This window comes from Acidovorax sp. 59 (genome assembly GCF_002754175.1).
GTDB lineage: Bacteria > Pseudomonadota > Gammaproteobacteria > Burkholderiales > Burkholderiaceae_C > Acidovorax > Acidovorax delafieldii.
In genome coordinates, this window is sequence record NZ_PEET01000001.1 from 4,917,533 (window position 1) to 4,942,500 (window position 24,968).

The 24,968-nt window shown below is 65.5% G+C and carries 23 protein-coding genes (1 of these 23 cut by a window edge); 19 read left to right on the forward strand and 4 right to left on the reverse strand.

From position 1 onward, the window contains the following. Positions 1-18: 18 nt before the first annotated feature. The gene (locus CLU87_RS22500; protein WP_233193842.1) at positions 19-882 is read left to right on the forward strand and encodes an META domain-containing protein; all 864 of its coding nucleotides are present in this window, start codon (positions 19-21) and stop codon (positions 880-882) included. A 42-nt stretch (positions 883-924) separates the two neighbouring features. On the opposite strand, the gene CLU87_RS22505 is transcribed toward CLU87_RS22500, so the two are convergent. Continuing rightward, positions 925-1,848 carry a phosphoribosylaminoimidazolesuccinocarboxamide synthase gene (locus tag CLU87_RS22505; protein ID WP_099731883.1) on the reverse strand — a complete coding sequence of 308 codons (924 nt, stop codon included), beginning with the start codon at positions 1,846-1,848 and terminating at the stop codon, positions 925-927. 220 nt (positions 1,849-2,068) lie between these two features. Between CLU87_RS22505 and CLU87_RS22510 the strand changes: the two genes are divergently transcribed. The 4 genes from CLU87_RS22510 to hprK all read left to right on the forward strand — a co-directional run bounded on the left by CLU87_RS22510 (position 2,069) and on the right by hprK (position 5,458). Beyond that, on the forward strand, positions 2,069-3,298 hold the full coding sequence (locus CLU87_RS22510; protein ID WP_099731884.1) for an MFS transporter: 1,230 nt from the start codon (positions 2,069-2,071) through the stop codon (positions 3,296-3,298). A gap of 243 nt (positions 3,299-3,541) precedes the next feature. After that, on the forward strand, positions 3,542-3,877 hold the full coding sequence (gene hpf / locus CLU87_RS22515) for a ribosome hibernation-promoting factor, HPF/YfiA family (protein WP_015016131.1): 336 nt from the start codon (positions 3,542-3,544) through the stop codon (positions 3,875-3,877). A 113-nt stretch (positions 3,878-3,990) separates the two neighbouring features. Then, on the forward strand, positions 3,991-4,458 hold the full coding sequence (locus tag CLU87_RS22520; protein ID WP_056068066.1) for a PTS sugar transporter subunit IIA: 468 nt from the start codon (positions 3,991-3,993) through the stop codon (positions 4,456-4,458). A 43-nt stretch (positions 4,459-4,501) separates the two neighbouring features. Beyond that, positions 4,502-5,458 carry an HPr(Ser) kinase/phosphatase gene (gene hprK / locus CLU87_RS22525; RefSeq protein ID WP_056068067.1) on the forward strand — a complete coding sequence of 319 codons (957 nt, stop codon included), beginning with the start codon at positions 4,502-4,504 and terminating at the stop codon, positions 5,456-5,458. 110 nt (positions 5,459-5,568) lie between these two features. Here the strand turns inward: hprK and fur are convergent, their stop codons facing one another. Next, positions 5,569-5,985 carry a ferric iron uptake transcriptional regulator gene (gene fur / locus CLU87_RS22530; RefSeq protein WP_056068069.1) on the reverse strand — a complete coding sequence of 139 codons (417 nt, stop codon included), beginning with the start codon at positions 5,983-5,985 and terminating at the stop codon, positions 5,569-5,571. A gap of 89 nt (positions 5,986-6,074) precedes the next feature. On the opposite strand from fur, the gene CLU87_RS22535 reads away from it, so the two are divergent. The 6 genes from CLU87_RS22535 to lptE all read left to right on the forward strand — a co-directional run bounded on the left by CLU87_RS22535 (position 6,075) and on the right by lptE (position 12,173). Beyond that, positions 6,075-6,638, forward strand: a complete 564-nt coding sequence (locus CLU87_RS22535) for an outer membrane protein assembly factor BamE (protein WP_099731885.1) — start codon at positions 6,075-6,077, stop codon at positions 6,636-6,638. Positions 6,639-6,701: 63 nt separating this feature from the next. Then, complete coding sequence (gene dapB / locus CLU87_RS22540; RefSeq protein WP_099731886.1) at positions 6,702-7,541, forward strand: 4-hydroxy-tetrahydrodipicolinate reductase; 840 nt, start codon at positions 6,702-6,704, stop codon at positions 7,539-7,541. A gap of 13 nt (positions 7,542-7,554) precedes the next feature. Further along, the gene (locus CLU87_RS22545; RefSeq protein ID WP_099731887.1) at positions 7,555-8,343 is read left to right on the forward strand and encodes a MotA/TolQ/ExbB proton channel family protein; all 789 of its coding nucleotides are present in this window, start codon (positions 7,555-7,557) and stop codon (positions 8,341-8,343) included. An 82-nt stretch (positions 8,344-8,425) separates the two neighbouring features. Continuing rightward, positions 8,426-8,878, forward strand: a complete 453-nt coding sequence (locus CLU87_RS22550; RefSeq protein ID WP_099731888.1) for a biopolymer transporter ExbD — start codon at positions 8,426-8,428, stop codon at positions 8,876-8,878. 99 nt (positions 8,879-8,977) lie between these two features. Continuing rightward, the gene (gene leuS / locus CLU87_RS22555; protein ID WP_099731889.1) at positions 8,978-11,671 is read left to right on the forward strand and encodes a leucine--tRNA ligase; all 2,694 of its coding nucleotides are present in this window, start codon (positions 8,978-8,980) and stop codon (positions 11,669-11,671) included. 4 nt (positions 11,672-11,675) lie between these two features. Further along, positions 11,676-12,173 (forward strand): LPS assembly lipoprotein LptE, encoded by a 498-nt coding sequence (gene lptE / locus CLU87_RS22560; protein WP_056068079.1) that lies wholly within the window; start codon positions 11,676-11,678, stop codon positions 12,171-12,173. 127 nt (positions 12,174-12,300) lie between these two features. Here lptE and rocF read toward each other — a convergent pair whose 3' ends face one another. Beyond that, positions 12,301-13,278: an arginase gene (gene rocF / locus CLU87_RS22565; protein WP_056068081.1), complete on the reverse strand. Its 978-nt coding sequence runs from the start codon at positions 13,276-13,278 to the stop codon at positions 12,301-12,303. Positions 13,279-13,466: 188 nt separating this feature from the next. Between rocF and holA the strand changes: the two genes are divergently transcribed. Both holA and CLU87_RS22575 read left to right on the forward strand, forming a co-directional pair. Next, positions 13,467-14,522, forward strand: a complete 1,056-nt coding sequence (holA, locus tag CLU87_RS22570) for a DNA polymerase III subunit delta (RefSeq protein WP_099731890.1) — start codon at positions 13,467-13,469, stop codon at positions 14,520-14,522. Beyond that, positions 14,495-15,889 (forward strand): FAD-binding oxidoreductase, encoded by a 1,395-nt coding sequence (locus CLU87_RS22575; protein WP_233193843.1) that lies wholly within the window; start codon positions 14,495-14,497, stop codon positions 15,887-15,889. The genes holA and CLU87_RS22575 overlap by 28 nt, the downstream gene beginning before the upstream one ends. 494 nt (positions 15,890-16,383) lie before the next feature. Here CLU87_RS22575 and CLU87_RS22585 read toward each other — a convergent pair whose 3' ends face one another. Next, positions 16,384-16,722, reverse strand: a complete 339-nt coding sequence (locus CLU87_RS22585; RefSeq protein ID WP_099731893.1) for a hypothetical protein — start codon at positions 16,720-16,722, stop codon at positions 16,384-16,386. A 46-nt stretch (positions 16,723-16,768) separates the two neighbouring features. Between CLU87_RS22585 and CLU87_RS22590 the strand changes: the two genes are divergently transcribed. The 6 genes from CLU87_RS22590 to CLU87_RS22615 all read left to right on the forward strand — a co-directional run. Beyond that, positions 16,769-18,049, forward strand: coding sequence for a glutamate-5-semialdehyde dehydrogenase (locus CLU87_RS22590; protein WP_099731894.1), 1,281 nt, complete (start codon positions 16,769-16,771; stop codon positions 18,047-18,049). Between the two features lie 60 nt (positions 18,050-18,109). After that, complete coding sequence (gene trkA, locus CLU87_RS22595; RefSeq protein ID WP_099731895.1) at positions 18,110-19,573, forward strand: Trk system potassium transporter TrkA; 1,464 nt, start codon at positions 18,110-18,112, stop codon at positions 19,571-19,573. Positions 19,574-19,748: 175 nt separating this feature from the next. Then, complete coding sequence (locus CLU87_RS22600) at positions 19,749-21,215, forward strand: TrkH family potassium uptake protein (protein WP_099731896.1); 1,467 nt, start codon at positions 19,749-19,751, stop codon at positions 21,213-21,215. 95 nt (positions 21,216-21,310) lie between these two features. Further along, positions 21,311-22,606: a glutamate--cysteine ligase gene (gshA, locus tag CLU87_RS22605; RefSeq protein WP_015016114.1), complete on the forward strand. Its 1,296-nt coding sequence runs from the start codon at positions 21,311-21,313 to the stop codon at positions 22,604-22,606. Between the two features lie 257 nt (positions 22,607-22,863). Continuing rightward, positions 22,864-24,732: a potassium transporter Kup gene (locus tag CLU87_RS22610; RefSeq protein ID WP_056068096.1), complete on the forward strand. Its 1,869-nt coding sequence runs from the start codon at positions 22,864-22,866 to the stop codon at positions 24,730-24,732. 172 nt (positions 24,733-24,904) lie between these two features. Continuing rightward, positions 24,905-24,968, forward strand: the beginning of a protein-coding gene (locus CLU87_RS22615) for a benzoate/H(+) symporter BenE family transporter (RefSeq protein ID WP_099731897.1). It continues 1,124 nt past the right edge of the window; 64 of the gene's 1,188 nt are visible here — the first part of the coding sequence; it begins with the start codon at positions 24,905-24,907; the stop codon falls past the right edge of the window.

Genomic DNA, 24,968 nt, shown 5'->3' on the forward strand with positions numbered 1-24,968 from the left:
GCTCAAGAGGTTGCAGTGGTGAACGGCGCGACGCAGGCGCTCTCCATCCAATTGCCACCCTGGCGCAATGGGGCACGTCTAGGCTGTCTACGCCGCGGGCTCTATAGCGGCGTTTTGGCGTGGATACTGGGGGTGACTGGTTGCGTGACGCGTCCCCCTGCTCCAGACGCCGTGGTTACGGGGGTGGCGCTTTCGCGAGAGCGTGTCATGCTGCCGCCCGAGGCTGTTTTTGAGGCCACTTTGCTGGATGTGACCCAGCCAGACCAGCCGCCCGTCGTTTTGGGGCGGCAGCGCCGCCAACCTGCAGGTCAGCCCCCTTACGCGCTGTGGATTCCCTACCCCTCTGCGCGGTTTGTGCCCAAGGGGCGTTATGAGGTGCGAACCACCGTCACCTTGGAGGGGCGATTGCTTCTGGCCAGCGACAGGCGCTACTCCGTGCCGCAGGACGCGGCGTACCGCCATGTTGATGTTCAAATGCAGCGGCTGCTGCCGCTGGCTGCCACTGTGGAGGCGTCCGTGCCCCTGCTGCTGACCCATTGGCGGCTCGTCGAAATGGCTGGGGAGGCCCTATCCCGCCCTGCCGATGGTGTGTCGGTGCCCCATCTGGTTTTCCAGGCAGATGAGCCGCGGGTGGCAGGCTCGGGCGGCTGCAACCGCTTTCTCGCCGACTATGAGTTGCAACCTCAGAGCGGACACCTACGCATGGGGCAGCTCGTGTCCAACATCAGCTTGTGCCTGCAAAGCAGTGGGCTAGAGACCCAGTATTTTGAGGCGCTGCTGGCGGTGCGGGGCTTTCGCCAGGTCGGCACGCAGCTCCTGCTACGGGGGGCCGAAGGCGAGCAATTGCTGCGTTTTGAAGCCGTCGAAACGCTGCCGGGCTAGGCTTCAAAGGGGCTTTTGGCGGGTGCCACTCCCACAGCAGATTTATGCCGATGTCAGTCGCTCCAGGGCCTCACGGTACTTCGCCGCCGTCTTTTCAATCACCGCCTGGGGCAGGCGGGGCGATGGAGGGGTCTTGTCCCAGGGCTTGCCGTTGACCTGGGCCTGCTCCAGCCAGTCACGCACAAACTGCTTGTCGTAGCTGGGGGGGTTCTCGCCCTTGGCCAGGGCTTCAGCGTAGCCCTCCACTGGCCAGTAGCGGGAGCTGTCGGGGGTGAGTACTTCGTCCATCAGCACCAGCGTGCCGTCAGGGGCCAGGCCAAACTCGAATTTCGTGTCGGCAATGATCATGCCCTTGGTGAGCGCGATGTCGGCCGCGGCCTTGTAGATGGCAATGCTCAGATCGCGGATGCGGGTGGCCAGGTCCAGGCCAATCATCTCCACCGTGCGCTCGAAGGTGATGTTCTCATCGTGCTCGCCCATGGCGGCCTTGGCGGCGGGCGTGTAGATGGGTTCGGGCAGCTTGGCGGCGTTGGTCAGGCCTTCGGGCAGGGGCACGCCGCAGACCGAGCGCGATTCCTGGTATTCCTTCCAGCCGCTGCCAGCCAGGTAGCCGCGCACCACGGCTTCGACCGGGATGGGCTTGAGGCGCTGGACCAGCATCGAGCGGCCACGGATTTGAGGGGCTTCCTCGGGGCTCACCACGCTCTCGGGTGCGTCGCCTGTGAGGTGATTGGGGCAGATGTGGCCGAGCTTGTCGAACCAGAACAGGGCCATTTGGGTGAGCAGCTCGCCCTTGCCGGGGATAGGCTCGCCCATGATGACGTCGAAGGCCGACAGGCGGTCGCTGGCCACCATCAGGATGCGGTCGTCGCCCACGGCGTAGTTGTCACGCACCTTGCCGCGTGCCAGCAGGGGCAGCGAAGTCAGGGCCGAAGTGTGCAGGGCGGTGGAGCTGGGCTGGGTCATGGTGTCGGTGTGGGCGGTGGGTGTCCGCTGCGGGCAGTCCGAAGAACGTAGGGGAAAGGGGCGCGCGGCAGGGGAGGCCTGGGCGCAACCGGTGGATTTTACGCGCCGCTCTGAAGGGCGGCGGATTCCGCGGGGAATGCGCCGAGAAGGGTGTGTTCCGGGCAGGCATGCGGCACACTGGGCGGCCCTGAACCTGCCTGGGCCCCTGCGGCCGTCTGCTGTGTCTTCTTCTACGCCTGAGCTTTCCCCCCGCCGCGAACTGTGGCTGCTGCTGACGCTGGCAGGCATCCAGTTCACCCACATCCTGGATTTCATGATCATGATGCCGCTGGGCCCGCAGCTCACGCAGCTGTTTGCGATCACCGACGCGCAGTTTGGTTTGCTGGTGTCTGCCTACACGCTGTCGGCGGGGGCGTCAGGCCTGCTGGCTTCGACTTACATCGATCGCTTCGGTCGCAAGCGGCTTCTGCTGGTGCTCTATGGCCTGTTTGGGCTGGCGACGCTGGCCTGTGGCCTCGCGCCCACGTACGGCACGCTGATGGTGGCACGCATTCTCGCGGGGACTTTTGGCGGCGTGCTGTCGGCCTTGTCGCAGACCATCGTGGCGGACGTGGTGCCCTTTGAGCGGCGCGGGCGTGCCATGGGCATCGTGATGACGTCGTTTTCCGTGTCCACGGTGGCTGGCGTGCCCCTGGGGCTGATCCTCGCGCAGTACGGGGGCTGGAACCTGCCGTTCATTGGCATTGCCGCCATGGTGGGAGTGCTGGCCGTGCAGGCGGCCCGCACGCTACCGACCATGGCGGGCCATGTCCAGGCTGCCAACGGGCGGTCTGTGCTGAGCGGTATCACCCAGGTGCTGGCGGATAGCAACCACCGGTGGGCATTTCTGTTCTCGGCGTTGCTGATGTTTACAGGTTTTACGGTGATTCCCTACATCACCATTTACATGCAGACCAATGCGGGTGTGCGCGCCGATCAGGTTCCGCTGGTGTACCTGTGCGGCGGGGTGGTGACCTTGTTCACGGCACGCCTGTTCGGGCGCATGACCGACCGGCATGGAAAGGTGCCCACCTTCCGGTGGCTGGCCCTCGCAGGCCTTCCCTGCATCCTGGGTATCACGCTGGTACAGGGGTTGCCGCTGTGGGGCGTGTTGATGGTGTCCACGCTGATGTTCACCTTTGTCAGTGGCCGCATGATTCCGGGCATGGCCATCATTGCCTCTGCGGCGCACGCGCCTTTGCGAGGGACCTTCATGACGCTGAATGCCTCCGTGCAATCGGCGGCGATGGGTGTCGCGTCTTTTGTGGGAGGGGTGCTGATCAGCCGTGATGCGCAGGGGCTGGTACAGAACTACTGGGTGGCTGCGCTGGTGGGCATCGGCGCCAGCCTGCTGTCGATGCTGGTGGTGGGGCGCCTCACGCTGCATGGTGCGGCGCCGCCGGCACCGTGACAAGGGAGGGGCTTGCGCTGCACTTTGGCCAGTCCCTTCAATCCGCCCATTGTGCGCGCTTTTCGGGTGCTTGGCACCTTGCCGGGCATAACCCAGCGGCCTGCGGCGGTATGGGATTGCATTTCAGGGAGGGCAGGGGCATAGTGAACCCACGACGTCAACAACAGATGCATCCAAGTTCGCCGAGCCGCTCCTCTGATCCAGGACGGCGTTTTTCCACCGAGAGCCACAGGAGACTTATTTATGAACTTGACGATCAGCGGTCACCACCTCGAAGTTACTCCCGCCTTGCGCAACTATGTCACCACCAAGCTGGACCGGATCACCCGCCATTTTGACCAAGTTGTCGATGTCAAGGTACTGCTGACGGTAGAGAAGCAAAAGGAAAAGGAAAAGAGACAGCGAGCGGAATGCAACATCCATGTGAAGGGCAGCGACCTGTTTGCCGAAAGCTCCCACGCCGACCTGTATGCGGCTGTGGACGAACTGGTCGATAAGATGGACCGTCAGGTGGTCCGCCACAAGGACCGTTTACAAGATCACCACCACGAAGCCGCCAAGCGCGAACTGCACGCTTGATGCGCCAGCCCTGAGCCTGGCACAGCAGCCGCCCCTCTCGGGCGGTTTTTTTGTTGCCTGACGCGCCGCGCTCAGGGTTTTCGCCAATATGTGCATAATTGTTACCCTTGACCATGAACCGACTCGCCTCCATCCTGCCCTCCGCTCAAGTGCTTGTGAGCGTGGACGCCACTAGCAAGAAGCGTGCTTTTGAAGAAGCGGGTCTGCTGTTCGAGAGCCAGCACGGCCTTTCCCGGGCGCTGATCACCGACAGTCTGTTTGCCCGCGAACGCCTGGGCTCCACCGGGCTCGGTCATGGTGTGGCCATTCCCCATGGGCGCATCAAAGGCCTCAAGGCCCCGATGGCGGCCGTGTTTCAGTTGCTCAATCCCATTGGGTTCGATGCGCCGGACGAGTTGCCGGTGGGGCTGCTGATCTTTTTGCTGGTGCCCGAGGCGGCCACGCAAAAACACCTGGAAATCCTCTCCGAGATTGCCGAGTTGCTCAGCGACTCTGCCTTGCGTGAAAAGCTCAAGGCCTGCGCTGATGCCGCCGAACTGCACGGCATGATCGCGGGCTGGCAATCCACCCAAACGGCCTGAGTGCTTTCTCCGCCGCCTGCGCTGATCACCCTGACTGACTGCCGTGAAGCCCAATGTTGTCAGCGCCGATGTTCTTTTCGAGGAATTTCGCGGCCCCCTGAAGTGGGAGTGGGTGGCAGGTCTCGGAGCCTCCGAGCGCCGTTTTGACGAAGTGGCCGTGCGCTCCGCGCGTTCCGGCGCCGACCTGGTCGGCTATCTCAACTACATCCATCCGTACCGGGTTCAGATCCTCGGCGAGCGCGAGATTGCGTACCTGAGCAACGCCTCCCCTGACGATTGCAAGCGCCGCATCGCCCGTATAGTGACGCTGGAGCCCCCCGTTCTGGTGCTGGCCGACAACCAGACCGCACCCGACGCGCTGGTGTCGATGTGCGAGCGTGCGCAGATTCCGATGTTTTCCACGCACGAGTCGTCGGCGTTTGTCATCGACGTGCTGCGCGCCTACCTGTCCAAGCACTTCGCTGACCGCACCACGATGCACGGTGTGTTCATGGATATTCTGGGCCTGGGCGTGATGATCACCGGCGAGTCGGGCCTGGGAAAGAGCGAGCTGGGCCTGGAGCTGATCTCGCGTGGCAACGGTCTGGTGGCCGACGATGCCGTGGATTTGTTCCGCATCAACCAGACCACCATCGAGGGCAAGTGCCCCGAGCTGCTGCAAAACCTGCTGGAAGTGCGCGGCATCGGCCTGCTCGATATCCGCGCCATCTTTGGCGAGACGGCGGTGCGCCGCAAGATGCGCCTCAAGCTCATCGTGCACCTGGTGCGTAAGGAGACGCTGGAGCGTGACTACGAGCGTCTGCCCTACGAGCCGCTCACGCAGGACGTGCTGGGCGTGCCGGTGCTCAAGGTCGTGATCCAGGTGGTCGCCGGCCGCAACATCGCCGTGCTGGTCGAGGCCGCCGTGCGCAACACCATCCTGCAACTGCGCGGCATCGACACCTACCAAGAGTTTGTCGAACGCCATCGCCGTGCCATGGAGCGCGATACGGGCGGCTAGCGGCCTCAGGCCACCGAAACTGGCGCGGCCCATACCAGGGCTCCCGTGCAAGGGCCGCCCCGGGAGCGTCTCCCTTGGGGGGAAGACGCCGAAGGTGGCTCAGGGGGGAGTCATTTCTTAGCGCAGTCGGCGCACTGCCCGTACAGGGCCATGGTGTGGTCCTGCACCAGCCAGCCCTTGGCTTTGGCCACAGCATGCTGCCGCTTTTCGATCTCGGGGTCGTAAAACTCTTCCACCTTGCCACACGAAGTGCAGATGAAGTGGTCGTGGTGTTGCCCTTCGTTGAGCTCGTACACCGCCTTGCCGCTCTCGAAATTGCTGCGGATCAGGATGCCGGCCTGCTCGAATTGTGTGAGCACCCGGTACACGGTGGCCAGGCCGATGTCCGAGCGCTCTTCCAGCAGCACGCGGAACACGTCTTCGGCCGTCATGTGGCGCTGCGCACCCTTCTGGAAAATCTCCAGAATCTTCAGTCGGGGCAGTGTGGCCTTGAGTCCCGTGCTTTTGAGTTCGTCGATATTGGTCATGGCTGGCTCTTTCGGGGGCGGGCAACCGGCTCAGGGTCCGGAGGGGCTGCCGCTACAATGGGACGATCATATCCTTTGGCCTTTTACCCATGCCCGTCCAAGCCCGTTACAGCGCCCGTCTGAGCCTGGTTGTGTTGATCGGTGCCAGCATGGCCGCCCTGACCGGTTGCGGCAGTCTGGATGGCGCCAGCAGCCGCATCGCCAACATCGTCAAGCCCTACCGGGTGGACGTGGTGCAGGGCAATTTCGTGTCCCGCGAGCAGGTCGAAGCCCTGCAGCCCGGCATGAGCCGCCAGCAAGTGCGTGAGATTCTCGGGACGCCGCTGGTCACCAGCCTGTTCCATGCGGACCGCTGGGAGTACGTGTTCACGCTCAAACGCCCTGGCGAAGAGATTCAGACCCGCAAGCTGACCGTGTTCTTCAAGGGCGATGCCCTGGAGCGCTCCGAAGGCGATGAAATGCCGACCGAGACCGAGTTCGTCGCCACGCTGGGTGCGCGCGACGGTGCCAAGGGCAAGGTGCCGGCTTTGGAAGCCACGCCGGAGCAACTGGCCAAGTACCCGGTCAAGGAGCGCCCCGCGCCAGCAGCGGCCACACCGCCGGCATTGCCTGCCGCCACCAGTTACCCGCCGCTTGAAGCGCCCGCGCGCTGAACCTTGCGGCCCTGGCAGTGAGCCCGGTGCGCTGGCTGCCCTATCAATGAACAGGATCTTTTCATGACCGCGACTTCTTCGCCTGCGGCTCCCGCGGCATCCCCCCTCCGTGTAGCCGTCGCCGGGGCTTCGGGCCGCATGGGCCGCATGCTGATCGAGGCCATCCGCGCCAGCGACGACTGCGTGCTGGCCGGTGCACTGGATGTGGCCGCCAGCCCGGCCATCGGCTCGGACGCCACTGCCTTTCTGGGCTACGCCAGCGGTGTGGCCATCACGGCCGACGTGGCGGCCGGCCTGAAGAACGCCGAGGTGCTCATTGACTTCACCCGCCCCGAGGGCACGCTGGCCCACCTGGCCGTGTGCGCCCGGCTGGGCGTGAAGGCCGTCATCGGCACCACCGGCTTCACCGATGCGCAAAAGGCCGAACTCGACGCCTACGCACAGCGCACCGCCATCATGTTCTCGCCCAACATGAGCGTGGGTGTGAACGTCACGCTCAAGCTGCTGCAAATGGCCGCCAAGGCCATGGCCACGGGGTACGACATCGAAATCATCGAAGCCCACCACCGCCACAAGGTCGATGCACCCTCGGGCACCGCGCTCAAGATGGGCGAGGTGATTGCCGAGGCCCTGGGCCGCGACCTCAAGGACTGCGCCGTGTACGCCCGCGAAGGCGTGACGGGCGAGCGCGACCCCTCCAGCATCGGCTTTGCTGCCATCCGTGGTGGCGACATCGTGGGCGACCACACCGTGCTGTTTGCGGGCATCGGCGAGCGCATCGAGGTCACGCACAAGTCCTCCAGCCGCGCCACGTACGCGCAGGGCGCCTTGCGCGCTGTGCGCTTCCTGGCTGCCCACAAGACTGGCATGTTCGACATGTTCGACGTGCTGGGCTTGCACTGATCCGCCGACTCCCATGGACGCGCTCCACTGGTGGCGCCAGGGCGATGCCGTGACGCAAAGTGCGGCACTGGTCTTGCTGGCCATGTCGGTGGCAAGCTGGGTGGTCATTGTGTGGAAGCTGCGGCTCATGCGCCGCGCCAGTGCCGACGTGGCCCGTTGCACGGCCGCGTTCTGGCAGGCGCCCTCGCTGGCCCTCGCGCAGCAGCGTTTGCAGTCTTTTGACCGGGATGCGCTAGTGCTTCCTTTGGTGGTTGCTGCAAATTTGATAGCGAATCACGACAGCATGGCCCAGTCCACGCTGGCCACGGCTGGCAGCCTGTCGCAGCGGCTCACGCGGGTGCTGCGCGATGCCCTGCACGATGTGCTGGGACGCCTGCAGTTTGGCCAGGTGCTGCTGGCCACGGTGGGCTCCACGGCGCCTTTTGTGGGGCTGCTGGGCACCGTGTGGGGCATATACCATGCGCTCACCGCCATGGCAGGCGCGGGGCAGATCACCATTGATCGCGTTTCCGGCCCGGTGGGCGAGGCCCTGGTCATGACGGCGGCTGGGCTGGCCGTGGCAATCCCTGCCGTGCTGGCCTACAACGTATTTGGCCGCTTGCTCGGTCGCATTGAGGCTGACCTGGAAGGGTTTGCGCGCGATCTGCGAGAGCTGATCATCGACACGGCCCCCGTCCACAGTTTGGCTGGCACCACAGAAGGCCTGAGCAATGCGAGCCAACCCGCCGCCGGGCCGCTCCAAGGCGGGGCCGCCCCCTTGGGGAGCAGCGAACCACGCGCAGCGGGGAGTGTGGGGGCATGAGCCGACCCGCCGCCGGGCCGCCCCAAGGCAGGTCAGCCCCCTTGGGGGGCAGCGAACCACGCGCAGCGGGGAGCGTGGGGGCATGAGTTTCGGACGACTCGAACGCACCACCGGGCCGCAGCCCATGAGCGACATCAACATGACGCCGCTGGTGGACGTGATGCTGGTACTGGTGGTCATCTTCATCCTCACGGCACCGCTGCTGGCCAGCTCCATCCGGCTGGACCTGCCGCGCACCGAAGGCGCCACGCCCGGCACGGCCCCGCAATTCGTCACGCTGGTGGTCGACGCCTCGGGCCAGGCCTTTCTGGATGACCAGCCCCTGTCGCAGGCTGCGCTGGCCGAGCGCTTGCGCCGCATTGGCGCCGAGCGCCCTGACACCGAGGTGCAGCTGCGCGCCGACGCTGCCGTGCCCTATGGCCGCGTGGTCGAAGTCATGGGCGCGGCCCACCTGGCTGGGCTGCAGCGCATCGGATTTGTGGCCGAACCTGCGGCCAATCCTGTGTCGCCTGCGTCTCCAGCCCCGTCCCGCTGACCCGCCCCGGCTGCTGGCACGCCGGTGCCAGTCCCTGACCGCCTAAAATCCCTGCAGCGCGGCCCTGCGGCTGCACTCTTCTCTCACCCCCGAGCTCCCATGCAAGACAAATACTCTCCCCAAGACGTCGAACGCGCGGCGCACGACCACTGGACCGCCACCGACGCCTACCGCGTGACGGAAGACACGAGCAAGAAGAAGTTCTACGCCTGCTCCATGCTGCCCTACCCCAGCGGCAAGCTGCACATGGGCCACGTGCGCAACTACACCATCAACGACATGCTCACGCGCTACCTGCGCATGAACGGCCACAACGTCTTGATGCCCATGGGCTGGGACGCGTTCGGCCTGCCCGCCGAAAACGCGGCGCTGAAGAACGGCGTGCCACCGGCCAAGTGGACGTACGAAAACATCGCGTACATGAAAAAGCAGATGCAGGCCATGGGCCTGGCCATCGACTGGAGCCGCGAAGTGGCCACCTGCGACCCCACTTACTACAAGTGGAACCAGTGGCTGTTTTTGAAGATGCTGGAAAAGGGCATCGCTTACCGCAAGACCCAGGTCGTGAACTGGGACCCGGTGGACCAGACCGTGCTGGCCAACGAGCAGGTGATTGACGGCAAGGGCTGGCGCACGGGTGCGGTGGTCGAAAAGCGCGAGATCCCCGGCTACTACCTCAAGATCACCGACTACGCCGAAGAGCTGCTGGACTTCGTGACGGGCGACAAGTTGCCCGGCTGGCCCGAGCGCGTGAAGCTGATGCAGGAGAACTGGATCGGCAAGTCTGAGGGCGTGCGCTTCGCCTTCACGCACGACATTGCAGGCGACGATGGCGCATTGATCGGCGACGGCAAGATGTACGTGTTCACCACGCGCGCCGACACCATCATGGGCGTGACCTTCTGCGCCGTGGCGCCGGAGCACCCGCTGGCCGCCCACGCCGCCAAGACCAATCCTGCTCTCAGAGCCTTTATCGAAGAATGCAAGAGCGGCGGCACTACCGAGGCCGAGCTGGCTACCCAAGAGAAGAAGGGCGTGCCAACGGGCCTGTTCGTCACCCACCCGCTCACCGACGAAAAGGTCGAGGTCTGGGTCGGCAACTACGTGTTGATGGGCTATGGCGACGGCGCCGTGATGGGGGTGCCCGCGCACGACGAGCGCGACTTCGCGTTTGCCCTCAAGTACGGCATCGAGATCAAGCAGGTGGTGCTGGTCGATGGCGAACACTTTGACTACCACCAATGGAACGACTGGTACGGCGACAAGCAACGCGGCGTGACCATCAACTCCGACAGCTTCAGCGGCCTGTCGTACAAGGAGGCCGTGAACGCCGTGGCCCATGCGCTGGAGCAAAAGGGCCTGGGCGAGAAGAAGACCACCTGGCGCCTGCGCGACTGGGGCGTGAGCCGCCAGCGTTACTGGGGCACGCCGATCCCGATCATCCACTGCGACGAGCACGGCGCCGTGCCCGTGCCCGAAAAAGACCTGCCCGTGGTGCTGCCGCAAGACTGCATCCCCGACGGCTCGGGCAACCCGCTGCACAAGCACGAAGGCTTCCACGCGGGCGTGACCTGCCCCGTGTGTGGCAAGGCTGCCCGCCGCGAGACGGACACCATGGACACGTTCGTGGACAGCTCGTGGTACTTCATGCGGTACTGCGACCCAAAGAACAGTGAAGCCATGGTCGCTGGCGGCGCCGATTACTGGATGCCGATGGACCAGTACATCGGTGGTATCGAACACGCCATCCTGCACCTGCTGTACGCCCGCTTCTGGACCAAGGTCATGCGCGACCTGGGCCTGGTCAAGGTCGATGAGCCCTTTACCAAGCTGCTCACGCAGGGCATGGTGCTCAACCACATCTACAGCCGCCGCACTGCCAAGGGCGGCAAGGACTACTTCTGGCCGCACGACGTGGAGCATGTGCTCGATGAAGGCGGCAAGATCATCGGTGCCAAGCTCAAGAACGAAGCCACCAGCGGCGACGGCCTGCTGCCCGTGGGCACGCCCATCGACTACGAGGGCGTGGGCACCATGTCCAAGTCCAAAAACAACGGCGTGGACCCGCAGGACCTGATCGAGAAGTACGGCGCCGACACGGCCCGCCTTTACACCATGTTCACCGCGCCGCCCGAAGCCACGCTGGAGTGGAACGACGCTGCGGTGGAAGGCAGCTACCGCTTCCTGCGCCGCGTGTGGAACTTCGGCCTCAAGCTCTCGGCCATCGACCGCGACGCTGCCATGGCCAGCGTGGCCGGTGCCAGCAGCCTGCAGGATGTGCAGTTTGGCAAGGAAGCCAAGGCCCTGCGCCTGGAGATCCACAACGTGCTCAAGCAGGTGGACTACGACTACCAGCGCATGCAGTACAACACCGTGGTCTCCGGCGCGATGAAGATGATCAACGCGCTCGAAGATTTCAAGGCCATGGACTCGGCCGGTGCCCAGGTGGCGCTGATCGAAGGCTTTGGCATCCTGCTGCGCTGCCTGTACCCCGCCACGCCCCACATCGCCCACAGCCTGTGGACGGGCCTGGGCTACGCTGGTGCGCTGGGCGACCTGCTCGATGCGCCCTGGCCGCAGGTGGATGCCGGCGCGCTGGTGCAGGACGAGATCGAACTCATGCTGCAGGTCAACGGCAAGCTGCGCGGCTCCATCCATGTGCCCGCCCAGGCCGACAAGGCCGAGATCGAGCGCATTGCGCTGGCCAGCGAGGCCTTTGTGGCCCAGGCCGCAGGCGCTCATCCGAAGCGCGTGATCGTGGTGCCAGGTCGTCTGGTGAACGTGGTGGTCTGACCCCATGAACAAACGCACACTGCTCAGTTTGGCCCCGGTGGCCCTGTTGTCTGCCTGCGGATTCCGGCTGCGTGGCGTGCCGGAGTTCGGGTTTGGCTCGCTCTACATCGCGGCCCCTGCCAGCTCGCCGCTGGCGCGTGAGCTGCAGCGCACACTCGACGGATCGGGCAGCCAGCTCAAACTGCTGCGCGACCCGGCCAGCATGCCGACGGCAGAGGCCATCTTCGATCTGCTGCAGGAGCAGCAGGAGCGTGTGGTGGTGGGCCTCAATGCGTCGGGACAGGTGCGCGAGCTGCAACTGCGCCTGCGTATCAAGTTCCGCCTGCGCACTCCCACGGGCGTGGAGCTGATTCCGGACACCGAGCTGCTGCAGCAGCGCGACATCAGCTACAACGAAACCATTGCCCTGGCCAAGGAGGCCGAAGAGGCGCTGCTTTACCGCGACATGCGGACGGATCTGGTGCAGCAGCTCATGCGCCGGCTCGCGGCGGCCAAGCGCTAAGAGCAGCTCACAGAACTCCCCTGGCGGCGTTGTCTCGCCTTGTCGTACTGGTCGTACTGCCTGCGGCGAAACGCCTGGCCATGGCCGCTTCGCTGAGTTTTGTGAGCTGCTCTAAGAATGTGCGCGCTCACGCGCTCAGCGTCGGCCCCTGGCCGTGCGAGGGCACGCGCATGAGCGTGCTCTTGCCAAACAGCGACTCCACCAGGTCCACCGCCAGCACGGCCGTGCGGTTGCGCACATCCAGCGCGGGGTTGAGTTCCACAATGTCCAGCGAGGCCAGGCGCCCGCTGTCGGCAATCATCTCCATGCACAACTGCGCCTCGCGGTAAGTTGGGCCACCGGGCACCGTGGTGCCCACCCCGGGGGCAATGTCGGGGTCCAGAAAATCCACATCAAAGCTCACATGCAGGTGGGTGTGCGCATCCAGCCCGGCCAGCGCCTGCTGCATGGTCTGGCGCATGCCCACCTCGTCGATGTAGCGCATGTCGAACACCTCCAGGCCCTGCTCATGCACAAAGCGCTTTTCGCCCGCGTCCACGCTGCGGATGCCGATCTGCCGGATCTGCGAGGGGTGCAGAGCCGGGCCACCGCCCGGCATGCGGGCCAACCCGGTCAGCGCCTCGGGGCCGAAACCGCACAGGCAGGCCACGGGCATGCCATGCACATTGCCGCTGGGGGTCAGTGCACTGGTGTTGAAGTCGGCATGGGCATCGAGCCACAGCACCCGCAGTTTTTTGCCCACCTCCGCGCAATGGCGGGCCACGGCGCTGATGCTGCCCAGGCCCAGGCAGTGGTCGCCACCCAGCAGGATGGGCAGGTGGCCCAGCTGCAGTTCTGCATACACCGCGTCGAACACGCGCTGGTTCCATTCCACCACCTCGGGCAGGTGGCGGTAGCCGTCTACGGGCGGCTGCCACGGGTTGGCCGGGCCACTCAGGTTGCCCCGGTCAAACACCTGCAGCCCGTGGGACTCCAGCGCCGCCTGCAGGCCGGCCACACGCAAGGCCTCGGGCCCCATGGAGGCGCCGCGCGCGCCGGCGCCGATGTCGGTGGGGGCGCCGATCAGGCTGGTGGGCTGGGCGCTGCGCAGGGCGGTGGGGGGCATGGCGGTCTGACTTTCTGGGGTATGGCAGTGGGCGGGAAGGGCGTGGGCGCCCGGGGGAATTCTCAGGGCTTTGGGCGCCAATGAACAGCGCCGCAGCTGATCGGTTCGTGACCTCTCTTGTGCACTGTGAGGGCATACGCTGGCAATTTGCGCAATGCCGGGCCTGCCCAGGCGATAAACTTTGCCGCATGCAAGTCGCCCTGGCCCAACTCTCTCAGCATCTTCAACGGGGCCTGTCGCCGCTTTATGTCCTGCATGGCGATGAGCCCTTGCTCCAGCAAGAGGCGGCCGACGCCATCCGCGCCACCGCCCGCACCCAGGGCTACACCGAGCGCAGCAGCTACACCGTGGCCGGTGCCCACTTCGACTGGAGTGCCGTGCTCGCCGCTGGCGGCAGTTTGAGCCTGTTTGCCGACAAGCAGATCGTCGAGATCCGCATTCCCTCGGGCAAGCCCGGCAAGGACGGCAGCGTGGCGCTGCAGCAGATCGCTGAATCGGCCCGGGGCAGCGACAGCACGCTCACCATGGTCATGCTGCCGCGCCTTGATAAAGCCACCAAAACCGGTGCCTGGTTTGCCGCGCTGGAGGGCAATGGCACCTCCATCCAGATCGACCCCATCGAGCGTGGCCAGCTGCCGCAATGGATTGCCCAGCGCCTGGCCGCACAGGGCCAGCGCGTGGTGGCGGGCGAAGAGGGCCAACGCACCCTGCAGTTCTTTGCCGACCGCGTGGAGGGCAACCTGCTGGCCGCGCACCAGGAGATTCAAAAGCTCGCGCTGCTGCACCCGGCGGGAGAGCTCACGCAAGCCCAGGTCGAAGCCGCCGTGCTCAACGTGGCGCGCTATGACGTATTCAAGCTGTCCGAATCCGTGCTGGCCGGGCAGACGGCCCGCGTGCAGCGCATGCTCGATGGTCTGCAAGCTGAGGGCGAGGCCGAAGTGCTGGTGCACTGGGCACTGGCCGAAGACATCCGTGCCCTCAAGCGCGTGAAAGACGCCATGAACGCCGGCCGCCCCTTGCCCATGGCCCTGCGCGAGAACCGCATCTGGGGCCCCAAGGAGCGGCTGTTTGAACGCATCCTGCCCAAGGCCAGCGACGCCGCTTTGGCTCGCCTGCTGCAGTCGGCCCACACGGTGGATGGCATCGTCAAAGGCCTCAAGCAGCCCGACTGGCCGCAAGACGGCTGGCAGGCCCTGCAGCGCCTGGCCTTGCAGCTGTGCCGCCTGACCAGCGCGGCGCGGTGATGGCGCATGTGGATGCCACCCTGCGGCCCTCGCAGGGTTCTCGGCCCCTGCGCCTCCCCAACGACGACTCCTCCAACGGCTGGTCCGCCATCCTGCCCCCGCGCACGCCGCGCCCTGCGCTGCAGGGCGAGGTGGTGGCCGACTGGCTGGTGCTGGGCGCGGGCTTTGCGGGCCTGGCCGCCGCGCGCCGCCTAGCCGAGCTGCGCCCCCACGCCCACATCGTGGTGGTGGATGCAGGCACCGTGGGCAACAACGCCTCGGGCCGCAACTCGGGCTTTGCCATCGATATGCCGCACAACATCGGCAGCTCGCTCGAAGAACTGCGCCAGGCCGCGCACTACCAGGCGTTGCTCACGGCTGGTTTGAGTGAGCTTGAGCAACTGGTAGGGCAGCACCGCATCGACTGCCAATGGCGCCGCGCAGGCAAGTACCACTGCGCCGTGTCGCCCGCTGCCGAGCGCACGCTGCAGCACCATGTGGATGAGTTGCGCGCCCTGGGGGCTGCGCACGAGCTGCTGGACCGCAACGCCCTGGCCGCGCGCCTGGGCACTCGCTACTTTGCCGCCGGGCTTTACACGCCGGGCACCGTGCTGCTTAACCCCGCCGCGCTGTGCCGGGGCCTGGCGGATGCGCTACCCGCCAATGTCACCTTGCACGAGCAAACGCCGGTGCAGCGGCTGGACCTATCGGGTGGCAAGGTGGTGGCTCACACCCCGCAGGGCAGCGTGCGTGCGCCGCAGTTGCTGTTGGCGGCCAATGGCTTTGCGCAACAACTGGGCTTGTTTGGCAGCGCCTGGGGTGCGGAGACGTTTCCGCTGGTCACCTTTGGTTCGCTGACTGCGCCGCTCACGCCCGAGCAGCGCAGCCGCCTGGGCGCGCCCGAGGGCTGGGGCGTGACGCCTGCGAGTGCCGTGACCGGGGCCACGCTGCGCTACACGGACGACCACCGCATTCTGGTGCGCCAGGGCTTTGAATATGCGCCGCAGTTCCGCGTCAGTCCTGCGGTGCGCGAGCGGGTGCGGCGCGAGCATGCGGCTGTGTTTGCCGCGCGTTTTCCGCAACTGGCCGATGTGGCGCTGGAGCATTTTTGGGAAGGTTCCATCGCCATCACCCGCAATGGCGCGCCGCGCTGGGGGCGGCTGGCGCCGCAGGTGCATGGCGTCGCCGGGTGCAATGGGGCGGGGGTGGTCAAGTTCACGGCCCTGGGGGCGTTGGCGGCGGATTTGGCGCTGGGGCAGGACCATCCGTTGTTGGCGCATGCGTTGGCGTTGGGTGGGCCGACGCGCATGCCGCCCCAGCCGTTCATGGGGCTGGGGGTGCGGGCTTACATTGCCCGGGAGAAGTGGTTGGGGCGGGCGGAGGTTTGAGGGGTTTCTGGAGTCTGGCGCTTTGTGGACGTGTGCTAGTAGCTATGAAATTTGGAGTTAGTGCCTCGGCCTAGGGCAGGAGCCGGGTTATCGCCCCGGCGGGCGACTCACTTTCTTTTGCTTCGCCAAAAGAAAGTAAGCAAAGAAAAGGCGACCCCCAGTCTGCGACCCCCACGCGGCGCGTGGAGGCAAACCTGCAGCGGTGCGGTTGCGGGGTGCGCCGTGGAACTCGCTTTGCGCTGCGCGCGCCGCTCAGACAGCCACGGCGAGCCAGTTCACGAAGCATGGGCGCTTCGACGCCCATGCCACCCCACAACCGCCCCGCCGCAGGCGCAGCCAGCAGGGGGGAGCCGAACATCCAAACAGCCAACAGCCAACAGCCAACAGCCAACAGCCAACAGCCAACAGCCAACAGCCAACAGCCAACAGCCAACAGCCAACAGCCAACAGCCAACAGCCCTTCGGGCCATCGCTGCGCTCGGCCCTTGGGCGTGTCAGCTGGCGTTCAATGTGCCCTGTGCTTTTTCAGCCCACATCGTCAAGTTCGCCACCAGATCCTTTTGGCTGAACGAGCAGCTTTCTTCCGAAAACAGCGCGCTCGATTCCAGTCGGTCCAGCAGGTTCAGCAGCACATCGCTGTAGCGCGGGGGCAGGGCGGCGAGCAGGGTGGTTTGCTCGCGGGCCAGGGTGCTGAGGGTGGCGGCGGTGTGGTCGCCGCGTTCAAAGGCTTGCAGGGCCTGGGTGAAGGTGGTGAGCTGGGTGTGGGCGGTGTCGGTCATGGCGTAGCCGGGCGGGGCCAGGATGGGTGATACGCCCGAGGGTAAAGCAGCCATGGGCCCGCGCCCACCGGGCCGATACCAAGTGCGGCAAAATCGCTGGATGAACGCCCTCAACGTCGCTGAATACACGCACTCTCTCGGTCTCCAGGCAAAAACGGCCTCTGCGCTGATGGCCAAAGCGCCGGCAGCTATCAAAAACAAAGCGCTCAAGGCGCTGGCCCGGTTGCTGCGCGAGAACGTGGCTGCGCTGCAGGTCGACAATGCCAAAGACCTGGAGCGCGCCGTGGCCAATGGGCTGGCGGGCCCGATGGTGGACCGGCTCAAGCTCACCCCCAAGGTGCTGGAGACTTGTGCCGAGGGCTGCGAGCAGCTGGCCGCCATGCCCGACATCATTGGCGAGATCCTGGGCATGAAGCAGCAGCCCAGCGGCATTCGCGTCGGGCAGATGCGGGTGCCGATTGGCGTGTTCGGCATGATCTACGAGAGCCGTCCCAACGTCACCATCGAAGCCGCGTCGTTGTCGATCAAGAGCGGCAACGCCTGCATCCTGCGCGGCGGCTCCGAGGCCATTGATTCGAACAAGGCGCTGGCCAAGCTGGTGCAGCAGGCGCTGGCCGAGGCGGGCTTGCCACAGGACGCGGTGCAACTGGTGCAGACCACCGACCGCGAGGCCGTGGGCCAGCTCATTGCCATGCCGCAGTTTGTAGACGTGATCATCCCGCGCGGCGGCAAGGGCCTGATCGAGCGCATCAGCCGCGATGCCAAGGTGCCCGTGATCAAGCACCTGGATGGCAACTGCCACACCTATGTGGACGACCCCTGCGACATCGCCATGGCCGTCAAGGTGGCCGACAACGCCAAGACCAACAAGTACAGCCCCTGCAACGCGAGCGAAGGCCTGCTGGTGGCGCGTGGCGTGGCGGCAGATTTTCTGCCCCAGATCGGCGCGGTGTACGCCGCCAAGGGCGTGGAGATGCGCGGTTGCCCCGAGTCGCTGGCGATTCTGCAGTCGGTACCTGGTGCCCACCTGGTGCCCGCCACCGAGCAGGACTGGAGCGAGGAATACCTGGCCCCGATCATCAGCGTGAAGATCGTGGCGGGGGTGGATGAAGCCATCGCCCACATCAACCGCTACAGCAGCCACCACACCGATGCCATCCTGACGCGCGACCACATGCATGCCCAGCAGTTCCTGCGCGAGGTGGATTCGGCCAGCGTGATGGTGAACGCCAGCACGCGGTTTGCCGACGGTTTCGAGTACGGCCTGGGCGCCGAAATCGGCATCAGCACCGACAAGTTCCATGCGCGCGGCCCGGTGGGCATTGAAGGCCTCACTTCGCTCAAGTACGTGGTGCTGGGCGAAGGTGAGGTGCGGGCCTGATGCGCTCCTGAAACGATAGCTGCTGGCGCATGTTCGACTAGCGCTTGCGGCCTATTTCATATGAAAATCATCATCCTCGGCGCCGGCCGCGTGGGCCAGAGCGTGGCAGACAGCCTGGTGTCCGAGCGCAACGACATCACCGTCATCGACACCGACGCCGCGCGCCTGCGCGACCTGGAGTCGCGGTTTGATCTGCGCGGGGTGGTGGGCAACGGCATCGAGCCTGCCGTGCTGGCCGAGGCGGGGGCCGAGGACACCGACCTGCTGATCGCCTGCGCTGCGCAGGACGAGACCAATTTGGTGTGCTGCAAGATCGCGCAGCTGCTGTTCAACATCCCCAAGCGCATCGCGCGGGTGCGGTCCACAGGCTTCGAGGCCCATGAGCGGCTGGTGGGCCCCGAGGGGTTTGCGGTGGACCGCATCATCTGCCCCGAAGAATCGCTGACCCGCTACATCGGCAAGCTCATCGAGTACCCCGAGGCCATGCAGGTGCGCGAATTTGCCGGGGGCCGCGCATGCCTGGTGTCGGTGCGGGCGCGTGTGGGGGCGCCGATGGTGGGCCACTCCATCGGCGCGCTGCGCGAGAGTGCGCCGGAGCTGGCGATGCGCATGGTGGCCATCTACCGGCGCTTTCCCGACGAGCCTGACCGCTTCATCGCCTGCGACGGCCGCACGCGCGTCGAGCCGGGGGACGAGGTGTTCGTGCTGGCCGCGCACGAGCACATCGCCAACGTGCTGGCCGCTCTGCACCGCCCGGCATCCCAGCAGCTCCAGCCTGTGCGCCGCATCATGATTGCGGGCGGCGGCCGGCTGGGTCTGCGGCTGGCGCGGCAGCTCAGCCAGGCGGGCGGGCGTTTTCACATCAAGATCATCGAGGACCATGCGGACCGCTGCGTGGAGCTGGCGTCGGCCCTGCCGCCTGAGGTGCTGGTGCTGCAGGGCGACACCACCGACGAAGACCTGCTGGGTGACGAAGGCATCGAGGAGGTGGACCTGTTCCTCGCGCTCACCGACGACGACGAGGACAACATCATGTCCTGCCTGCTGGCCAAGCGCATGGGCGCGAGCCGGGTGCTGGCCCTCATCAACCGGCGCAGCTATGCCGATCTGATGCACGGCACGCAGATCGACATCGCGCTGTCGCCCGCGCAGGCCATGCTGGGCGAGCTGCTGGCCTATGTGCGCCAGGGCGACGTACAGGCCGTGCACAGCCTGCGACGTGGGGTGGCCGAGGCGCTGGAGATCGTGGCGCGCGGCGACCGCAAGAGCTCGCGCGTGGTCGGCCGCAAGGTCAGCGATCTGCAACTGCCGCGCGATGTGCACATCGGCCTGATCGTGCGCGGTCTGCCTGACGCTTCGGAAACCACGGGTGCATCCGCTGCCGATCTGCGCGAGCCCGAGGTCATCATCCCGCGCAGCGCCACGGTGATCGAGAGCAATGACCATGTGGTGTTCTTCCTGCCCAACAAGCGGCTGGTGCGCGATGTGGAAAAGCTCTTCCGCGTGAGCGCGACGTTCTTTTGATGCACCCCCCTGAGTCGCTTCGCGCCTTCCCCCCGCTCTCGCAGCGCTGTGCGCTGCGGGCAGGAGGACGCCGCCAGCGCGGCGGGGCGGCCCTTGCGCGGCGGCCCTCGCCTGGGCTGCACCAGTATCGACGGCTGCATGCGATGTCGGCTGCCATGGACCAGGGGCCCGAGTCATGACGGACATGTTTCCCGTTCTGCGCGTGCTGGGCATTCTGGTGATGATCTTCTCGCTGTCCATGGGCCTGCCGCTGGCAGTCTCGCTGTGGACGCGCGACGGCGTCTGGTTTGTGTACCCGCTGTCCATGGGCGCCACGATGCTGGCGGGCGCGTGGCTGTGGTGGCGGTTGCGGCTGTTCCGGCAAGAGCTGCAGCCGCGCCACGGCGTGATGCTGGTCTCTCTGGTGTGGATGCTGCTGCCCCTGTCGGCCGCGCTGCCGCTGATGCTGGCCGGGCACTACACCGGGCACCCGCTGTCGTTCACGCACGCCTACTTCGAGGCGGTGTCGGGGCTGACGACCACGGGCTCCACCGTGCTGGCGGGCCTGGATGCGTTGCCGGTGTCGGTGAATGTGTGGCGCACCTTCTTGCAGTGGATGGGCGGCATGGGCATCCTGATTTTGGCCGTGGCCGTGCTGCCGCTGCTGGGCGTCGGGGGCAGCCAGCTGTTCAAGGCCGAGGCGGCGGGGCCGCTGAAGGACACCAAGCTCACGCCACGCATGACCGGCACGGCCAAGGGGCTCTGGGGGGTGTATGCGCTGTTTTCCGTGCTGTGTGGCCTGGCCTATTGGGCCGGGGGCATGGGGCCGCTGGATGCGTTGATGCACATGTTCACCACCGTGAGCCTGGGCGGGCTGTCGTCTCACGACCTGAGCTTTGGGTACTTCCAGTCGCCGCTGCTGGAGGCGATCTGCATCTTCTTCATGCTGGTGGCCAGCTGCAATTTTGCGCTGTACTTCGTCGCCATTCGCAAGGGCCAGTGGGGCGGCTTCTGGCGCGACCCGGAGCTGCGGGCCACGCTGGTGACGCTGATTGGCGGCGGTCTGCTGGTGGCTCTGCTGTTGTGGGCCAAGGGCGTGTATGGGCCGCTGGACGCGCTGCGCCATGGCATGTTCAATCTGGTGTCGCTGGCCACCACCACCGGCTACGCCACGGTGGACTACCTGGCATGGCCCGTGTTTGCGCCGGTGTTCATGCTGCTGCTGTCGGGTGTGGCCACCAGTGCGGGCTCGACGGGCGGGGGCATCAAGATGGTCCGCATGCTTATCCTCGTCAAGCAGGCGCGCCGCGAGATGAACCGCCTGGTGCACCCGCGCGCCGTGCAGCCGGTGCAACTGGGCGGCGCTGCAGTGGACAACCGGGTGATCTTCTCGGTGCTGGCCTTCATGCTGGTCTATGGCGGCACGGTCTTTGGGCTGAGCATGGTCATGCTGCTGACAGACCTGGACCCGGTGACGGCGTTCTCGGTGGTGCTGGCCAGCGTCAACTGCGCGGGGCCGGGCCTGGGCAGCGTGGGGCCGGCGTCCAACTACGCGGTGCTCACCGATTTTCAGATCTGGGTGTGCACGCTGGCCATGCTGCTGGGCCGGCTGGAGATACTTAGCTTTATGGCCTTGCTGACCCCGGCGTTCTGGCGCCGGTAGGGGGCAGGGCCGTGGCTGCACCGGGGGTGACTTGCGAAAACCCGGCCTGACCCCACATCCTACAATTCACTGCAATCGCTTCCCGAGGGCTTTCCATGGTTCCGCATCTCATCACGGCCCTCACCGGGCCGATCAACGAACTCGAACAGCGCATTCTCGACTCGATGCCCGCCATCGAACGCTGGTTCCGGCTGGAGTGGATGGAGCACACCCCGCCGTTCTACACGTCGGTAGACATCCGCAATGCGGGGTTCAAGCTGGCCCCGGTCGACACCAACCTGTTCCCGGGCGGCTGGAACAACCTGACCAAGGAGATGCTGCCCCTGGCCGTGCAGGCTGCGATGGCTGCCATCGAGAAGATCTGCCCCGAAGCGCGTAACCTGCTGATCATTCCGGAGAACCACACGCGCAACACGTTCTACCTGTCCAACGTGGTGCAGCTGCAGCGCATCTTCAACATGGCGGGCCTGAACGTGCGGGTCGGCTCCATCAGCCCCGAGATCAAGAAGTCCACGCTGATCGAGCTGCCCAACGGCGACACCGTGACCCTGGAACCCGTGGTGCGCACCAAGCGCCGCCTGGGGCTCAAGGACTTTGACCCCTGCACCATCCTGCTGAACAACGACCTCACCGCAGGCGCCCCCGGCATTCTGGAAGACATCCACGAGCAGTATCTGCTGCCCCCGCTGCACGCCGGCTGGAGCGTGCGCAAGAAGAGCACCCACTTCAAGAACTACGAAGAGGTGGCCAAGCGCTTTGGCAAGATGCTGGGTATCGACCCCTGGCTGGTCAACCCCATGTACAGCCAGTGCGGCGAGGTGGACTTTGCCGAGGGCACGGGCATGGACCAGCTGCAGACCAGCGTGGACGCACTCCTGACCAAGGTGCGCCGCAAGTACAAGGAATACGGCATCAACGAAAAGCCCTTCGTGATCGTCAAGGCCAACAACGGCACGTACGGCATGGGCATCATGACCGTGCGCGACGCCAAGGAGCTGGACGCGGTCAACCGCAAGACGCGCAACAAGATGGCCGTGATCAAGGACGGCCAGCCGGTGAGCGAAGTCATCATCCAGGAAGGGGTGCTGACGCAGGAGCGCGTGAACGACGCCGTGGCCGAGCCTGTGGTCTACATGATGGACCGCTACGTGGTGGGGGGCTTCTACCGCATGCACGCCGAGCGCGGTGTGGATGAAAACCTCAACGCCCCCGGCGCGAGCTTTGTGCCCCTGGCCTTTGAACACAGCACCCACATGCCCCAGCCTGGCGTGCGCCCGGGTGTGAGCGCGCCCAACCGCTTCTATATGTACGGCGTGGTGGCCCGGCTGGCGATGCTGGCGGCCAGCTACGAGCTGGAGGCCACCAACCCCGACGCCGAGGTGTACGACTGAAAACCAGGGTCTCTGGGGCCCCTTACGGGTCTTGGGGGCACCGGGTTTCAACGTCTGCGCCCTCTCGGCGACGCTGCACAGCGGGCCTGCGGGGGAGTGCGGTGGTCCCGCATGCCACGCCCGCGCCCGGTTGCCAAGGGCAAGTTGCTGCGTCGCAACATGGGGTTTCGCCTCCAATCGCTTGATCTGGCTCAGGCGCACAATAGCGTTCCCAAAAGTAACGGAACCCCGTCAGGCCCAGTGCGCGGGGGTGGTCAGTGCAAAGCTCCAAGTCATCGCTCGCAGCGCTCACGCTGGGCGCCATCGGTGTTGTGTATGGCGATATCGGCACCAGCGTGCTGTATGCCGTCAAGGAGGTGTTCGGGTCCGGCCATGTGCCGTTCACGCCCGCAAACATCTACGGCATCCTCTCCATCTTTTTCTGGACCCTCACGGTCATCGTCTCCCTGAAGTACGTGGTGCTGGTGCTGCGCGCCGACAACCACGGTGAGGGGGGCCTCATCGCCATGCTGGCCCTGGCCTCCCAGGCGGTCAAAGACAAGCCCCAGCTGCGCAGCGTGTTGCTGGCCGTGGGCATTTTTGGCACTTCGCTGTTTTACGGCGATGGCGTTATCACCCCGGCCATCTCGGTGCTGTCGGCGGTGGAGGGGCTGGAAGTGGTGTCGGATCACTTCAAGCACTACGTGATACCGATCACGCTGGTGGTGCTGTTTTGCCTGTTTGCCGTGCAAAAGCGCGGCACGGGCGGCATCGGCAAGTTTTTTGGTCCCATCACGCTGGTGTGGTTTGTCACCATCGCGCTGCTGGGCGTGTCGCATATCGTGGGGCATCCGGAGATCTTGTGGGCGCTGAGTCCGCACCATGCGTTGGGCTTCATGTGGGCCAACCCGGGCACCAGTTTCATCATTCTGGGCGCGGTGGTGCTGTGCGTGACGGGCGCCGAGGCCTTGTATGCCGACCTGGGCCACTTCGGCAAGCGCCCGATCCGCATGGCCTGGTTTGGTGTGGCCATGCCGGCGCTCACCCTCAATTATTTTGGCCAGGGCGCGCTGCTGCTGGCTGAGCCCGAGGCCGTCAAGAACCCGTTCTATCTGATGGCCCCCGACTGGGCGCTGGTGCCTTTGGTGATCCTGGCCACCATGGCCACCGTGATTGCCTCGCAGGCGTTGATCACCGGCGCATTCAGCGTGACCAAGCAGGTCATCCAGCTGGGCTACCTGCCGCGCCTGAACATCCAGCACACCAGCGTGCGTGACACGGGCCAGATCTACATGCCGCTGGTCAACTGGGGGCTGTTCGTGGCCATCGTGCTGGCGGTGGTGATGTTCCGCTCGTCGAGCAATCTGGCAGCCGCCTACGGCATCGCGGTGACGCTGGACATGCTGATCACCACCACGCTGACCTTCTTCGTGATCCGCTACGGCTGGCGGTATCCGCTGGCGCTGTGCGTTGCGGCCACGGGCTGCTTCTTTGTGGTGGACCTGGCGTTCTTCGCCTCCAACCTGCTCAAGCTGTTCCAGGGTGGCTGGTTCCCGCTGATGATCGGCGGCATCGTGTTCTCGCTCATGATGACCTGGAAGGAAGGGCGCCGCCTGCTCAATGACAAGCTGCGTGCCGACGCCATCGACCTCAAGGACTTCCTGGAGTCGATCTTCATCAGCCCGCCCACGCGGGTGGATGGCACAGCCGTCTTCCTGACGGCCGAAACCGGCGCGGTGCCCAATGCCCTGCTGCACAACCTCAAGCACAACAAGGTGCTGCACCAGCAAAACCTGTTTGTCACCGTGCACAACCACGAGACGCCCTGGATTGGTCTGGACAAGCGGCTGCAAGTCGAATCGCTGGGGCACGACTGCTGGCAGGTGGTGGTGCATTACGGTTTCAAGAACGACCCCGACCTGCCACGCGCGCTGGAGCTGCTGCGTGGGCGTGGTTGCGAGCTGGAGTCGATGACCACCAGCTATTTCCTGTCGCGGGACACCGTCATCCCCACCATCGGCAGCGGCATGGCGCCTTGGCGCGAAAAGCTGTTTGCCCAAATGCACCACAACGCCAGTGGCGCGGCCGACTTTCTGCACCTGCCCAATAACGCGGTGGTCGAGCTGGGCTCCAAGATCGAGATCTGACGGGCTGAGGGGGCTCCCCCTGGCCTGGGACGGGGGCCTTGGGCTGGTTTTGCGCTGTTTTTGCCTTGTAGCGCTAGTGCTCATTGTCTAAAATGCTATTAATACTGTAGCTGTTGGAGTGGGCTGACGGCCTGCCTGAGCGCCAGGCGCGCGCGGTGCCAGAATCGCGCCCATGCAATTTTTCAAAGACCTGAGCCTTTCCACGGCGGTGGCGGGTTTCGTGGCGGTGCTGGTGG

Coding starts and splice junctions, on each gene's coding strand:
- CLU87_RS22505 (WP_099731883.1), bottom strand. CDS start 1,848: ATGACCCAGCCCAGCTCCACCGCCCTGCACACTTCGGCCCTGACTTCG.
- hpf (WP_015016131.1), top strand. CDS start 3,542: ATGAACTTGACGATCAGCGGTCACCACCTCGAAGTTACTCCCGCCTTG.
- CLU87_RS22520 (WP_056068066.1), top strand. CDS start 3,991: ATGAACCGACTCGCCTCCATCCTGCCCTCCGCTCAAGTGCTTGTGAGC.
- fur (WP_056068069.1), bottom strand. CDS start 5,985: ATGACCAATATCGACGAACTCAAAAGCACGGGACTCAAGGCCACACTG.
- CLU87_RS22535 (WP_099731885.1), top strand. CDS start 6,075: ATGCCCGTCCAAGCCCGTTACAGCGCCCGTCTGAGCCTGGTTGTGTTG.
- dapB (WP_099731886.1), top strand. CDS start 6,702: ATGACCGCGACTTCTTCGCCTGCGGCTCCCGCGGCATCCCCCCTCCGT.
- CLU87_RS22545 (WP_099731887.1), top strand. CDS start 7,555: ATGGACGCGCTCCACTGGTGGCGCCAGGGCGATGCCGTGACGCAAAGT.
- CLU87_RS22550 (WP_099731888.1), top strand. CDS start 8,426: ATGAGTTTCGGACGACTCGAACGCACCACCGGGCCGCAGCCCATGAGC.
- leuS (WP_099731889.1), top strand. CDS start 8,978: ATGCAAGACAAATACTCTCCCCAAGACGTCGAACGCGCGGCGCACGAC.
- lptE (WP_056068079.1), top strand. CDS start 11,676: ATGAACAAACGCACACTGCTCAGTTTGGCCCCGGTGGCCCTGTTGTCT.
- rocF (WP_056068081.1), bottom strand. CDS start 13,278: ATGCCCCCCACCGCCCTGCGCAGCGCCCAGCCCACCAGCCTGATCGGC.
- holA (WP_099731890.1), top strand. CDS start 13,467: ATGCAAGTCGCCCTGGCCCAACTCTCTCAGCATCTTCAACGGGGCCTG.
- CLU87_RS22585 (WP_099731893.1), bottom strand. CDS start 16,722: ATGGCTGCTTTACCCTCGGGCGTATCACCCATCCTGGCCCCGCCCGGC.
- CLU87_RS22590 (WP_099731894.1), top strand. CDS start 16,769: ATGAACGCCCTCAACGTCGCTGAATACACGCACTCTCTCGGTCTCCAG.
- trkA (WP_099731895.1), top strand. CDS start 18,110: ATGAAAATCATCATCCTCGGCGCCGGCCGCGTGGGCCAGAGCGTGGCA.
- CLU87_RS22600 (WP_099731896.1), top strand. CDS start 19,749: ATGACGGACATGTTTCCCGTTCTGCGCGTGCTGGGCATTCTGGTGATG.
- gshA (WP_015016114.1), top strand. CDS start 21,311: ATGGTTCCGCATCTCATCACGGCCCTCACCGGGCCGATCAACGAACTC.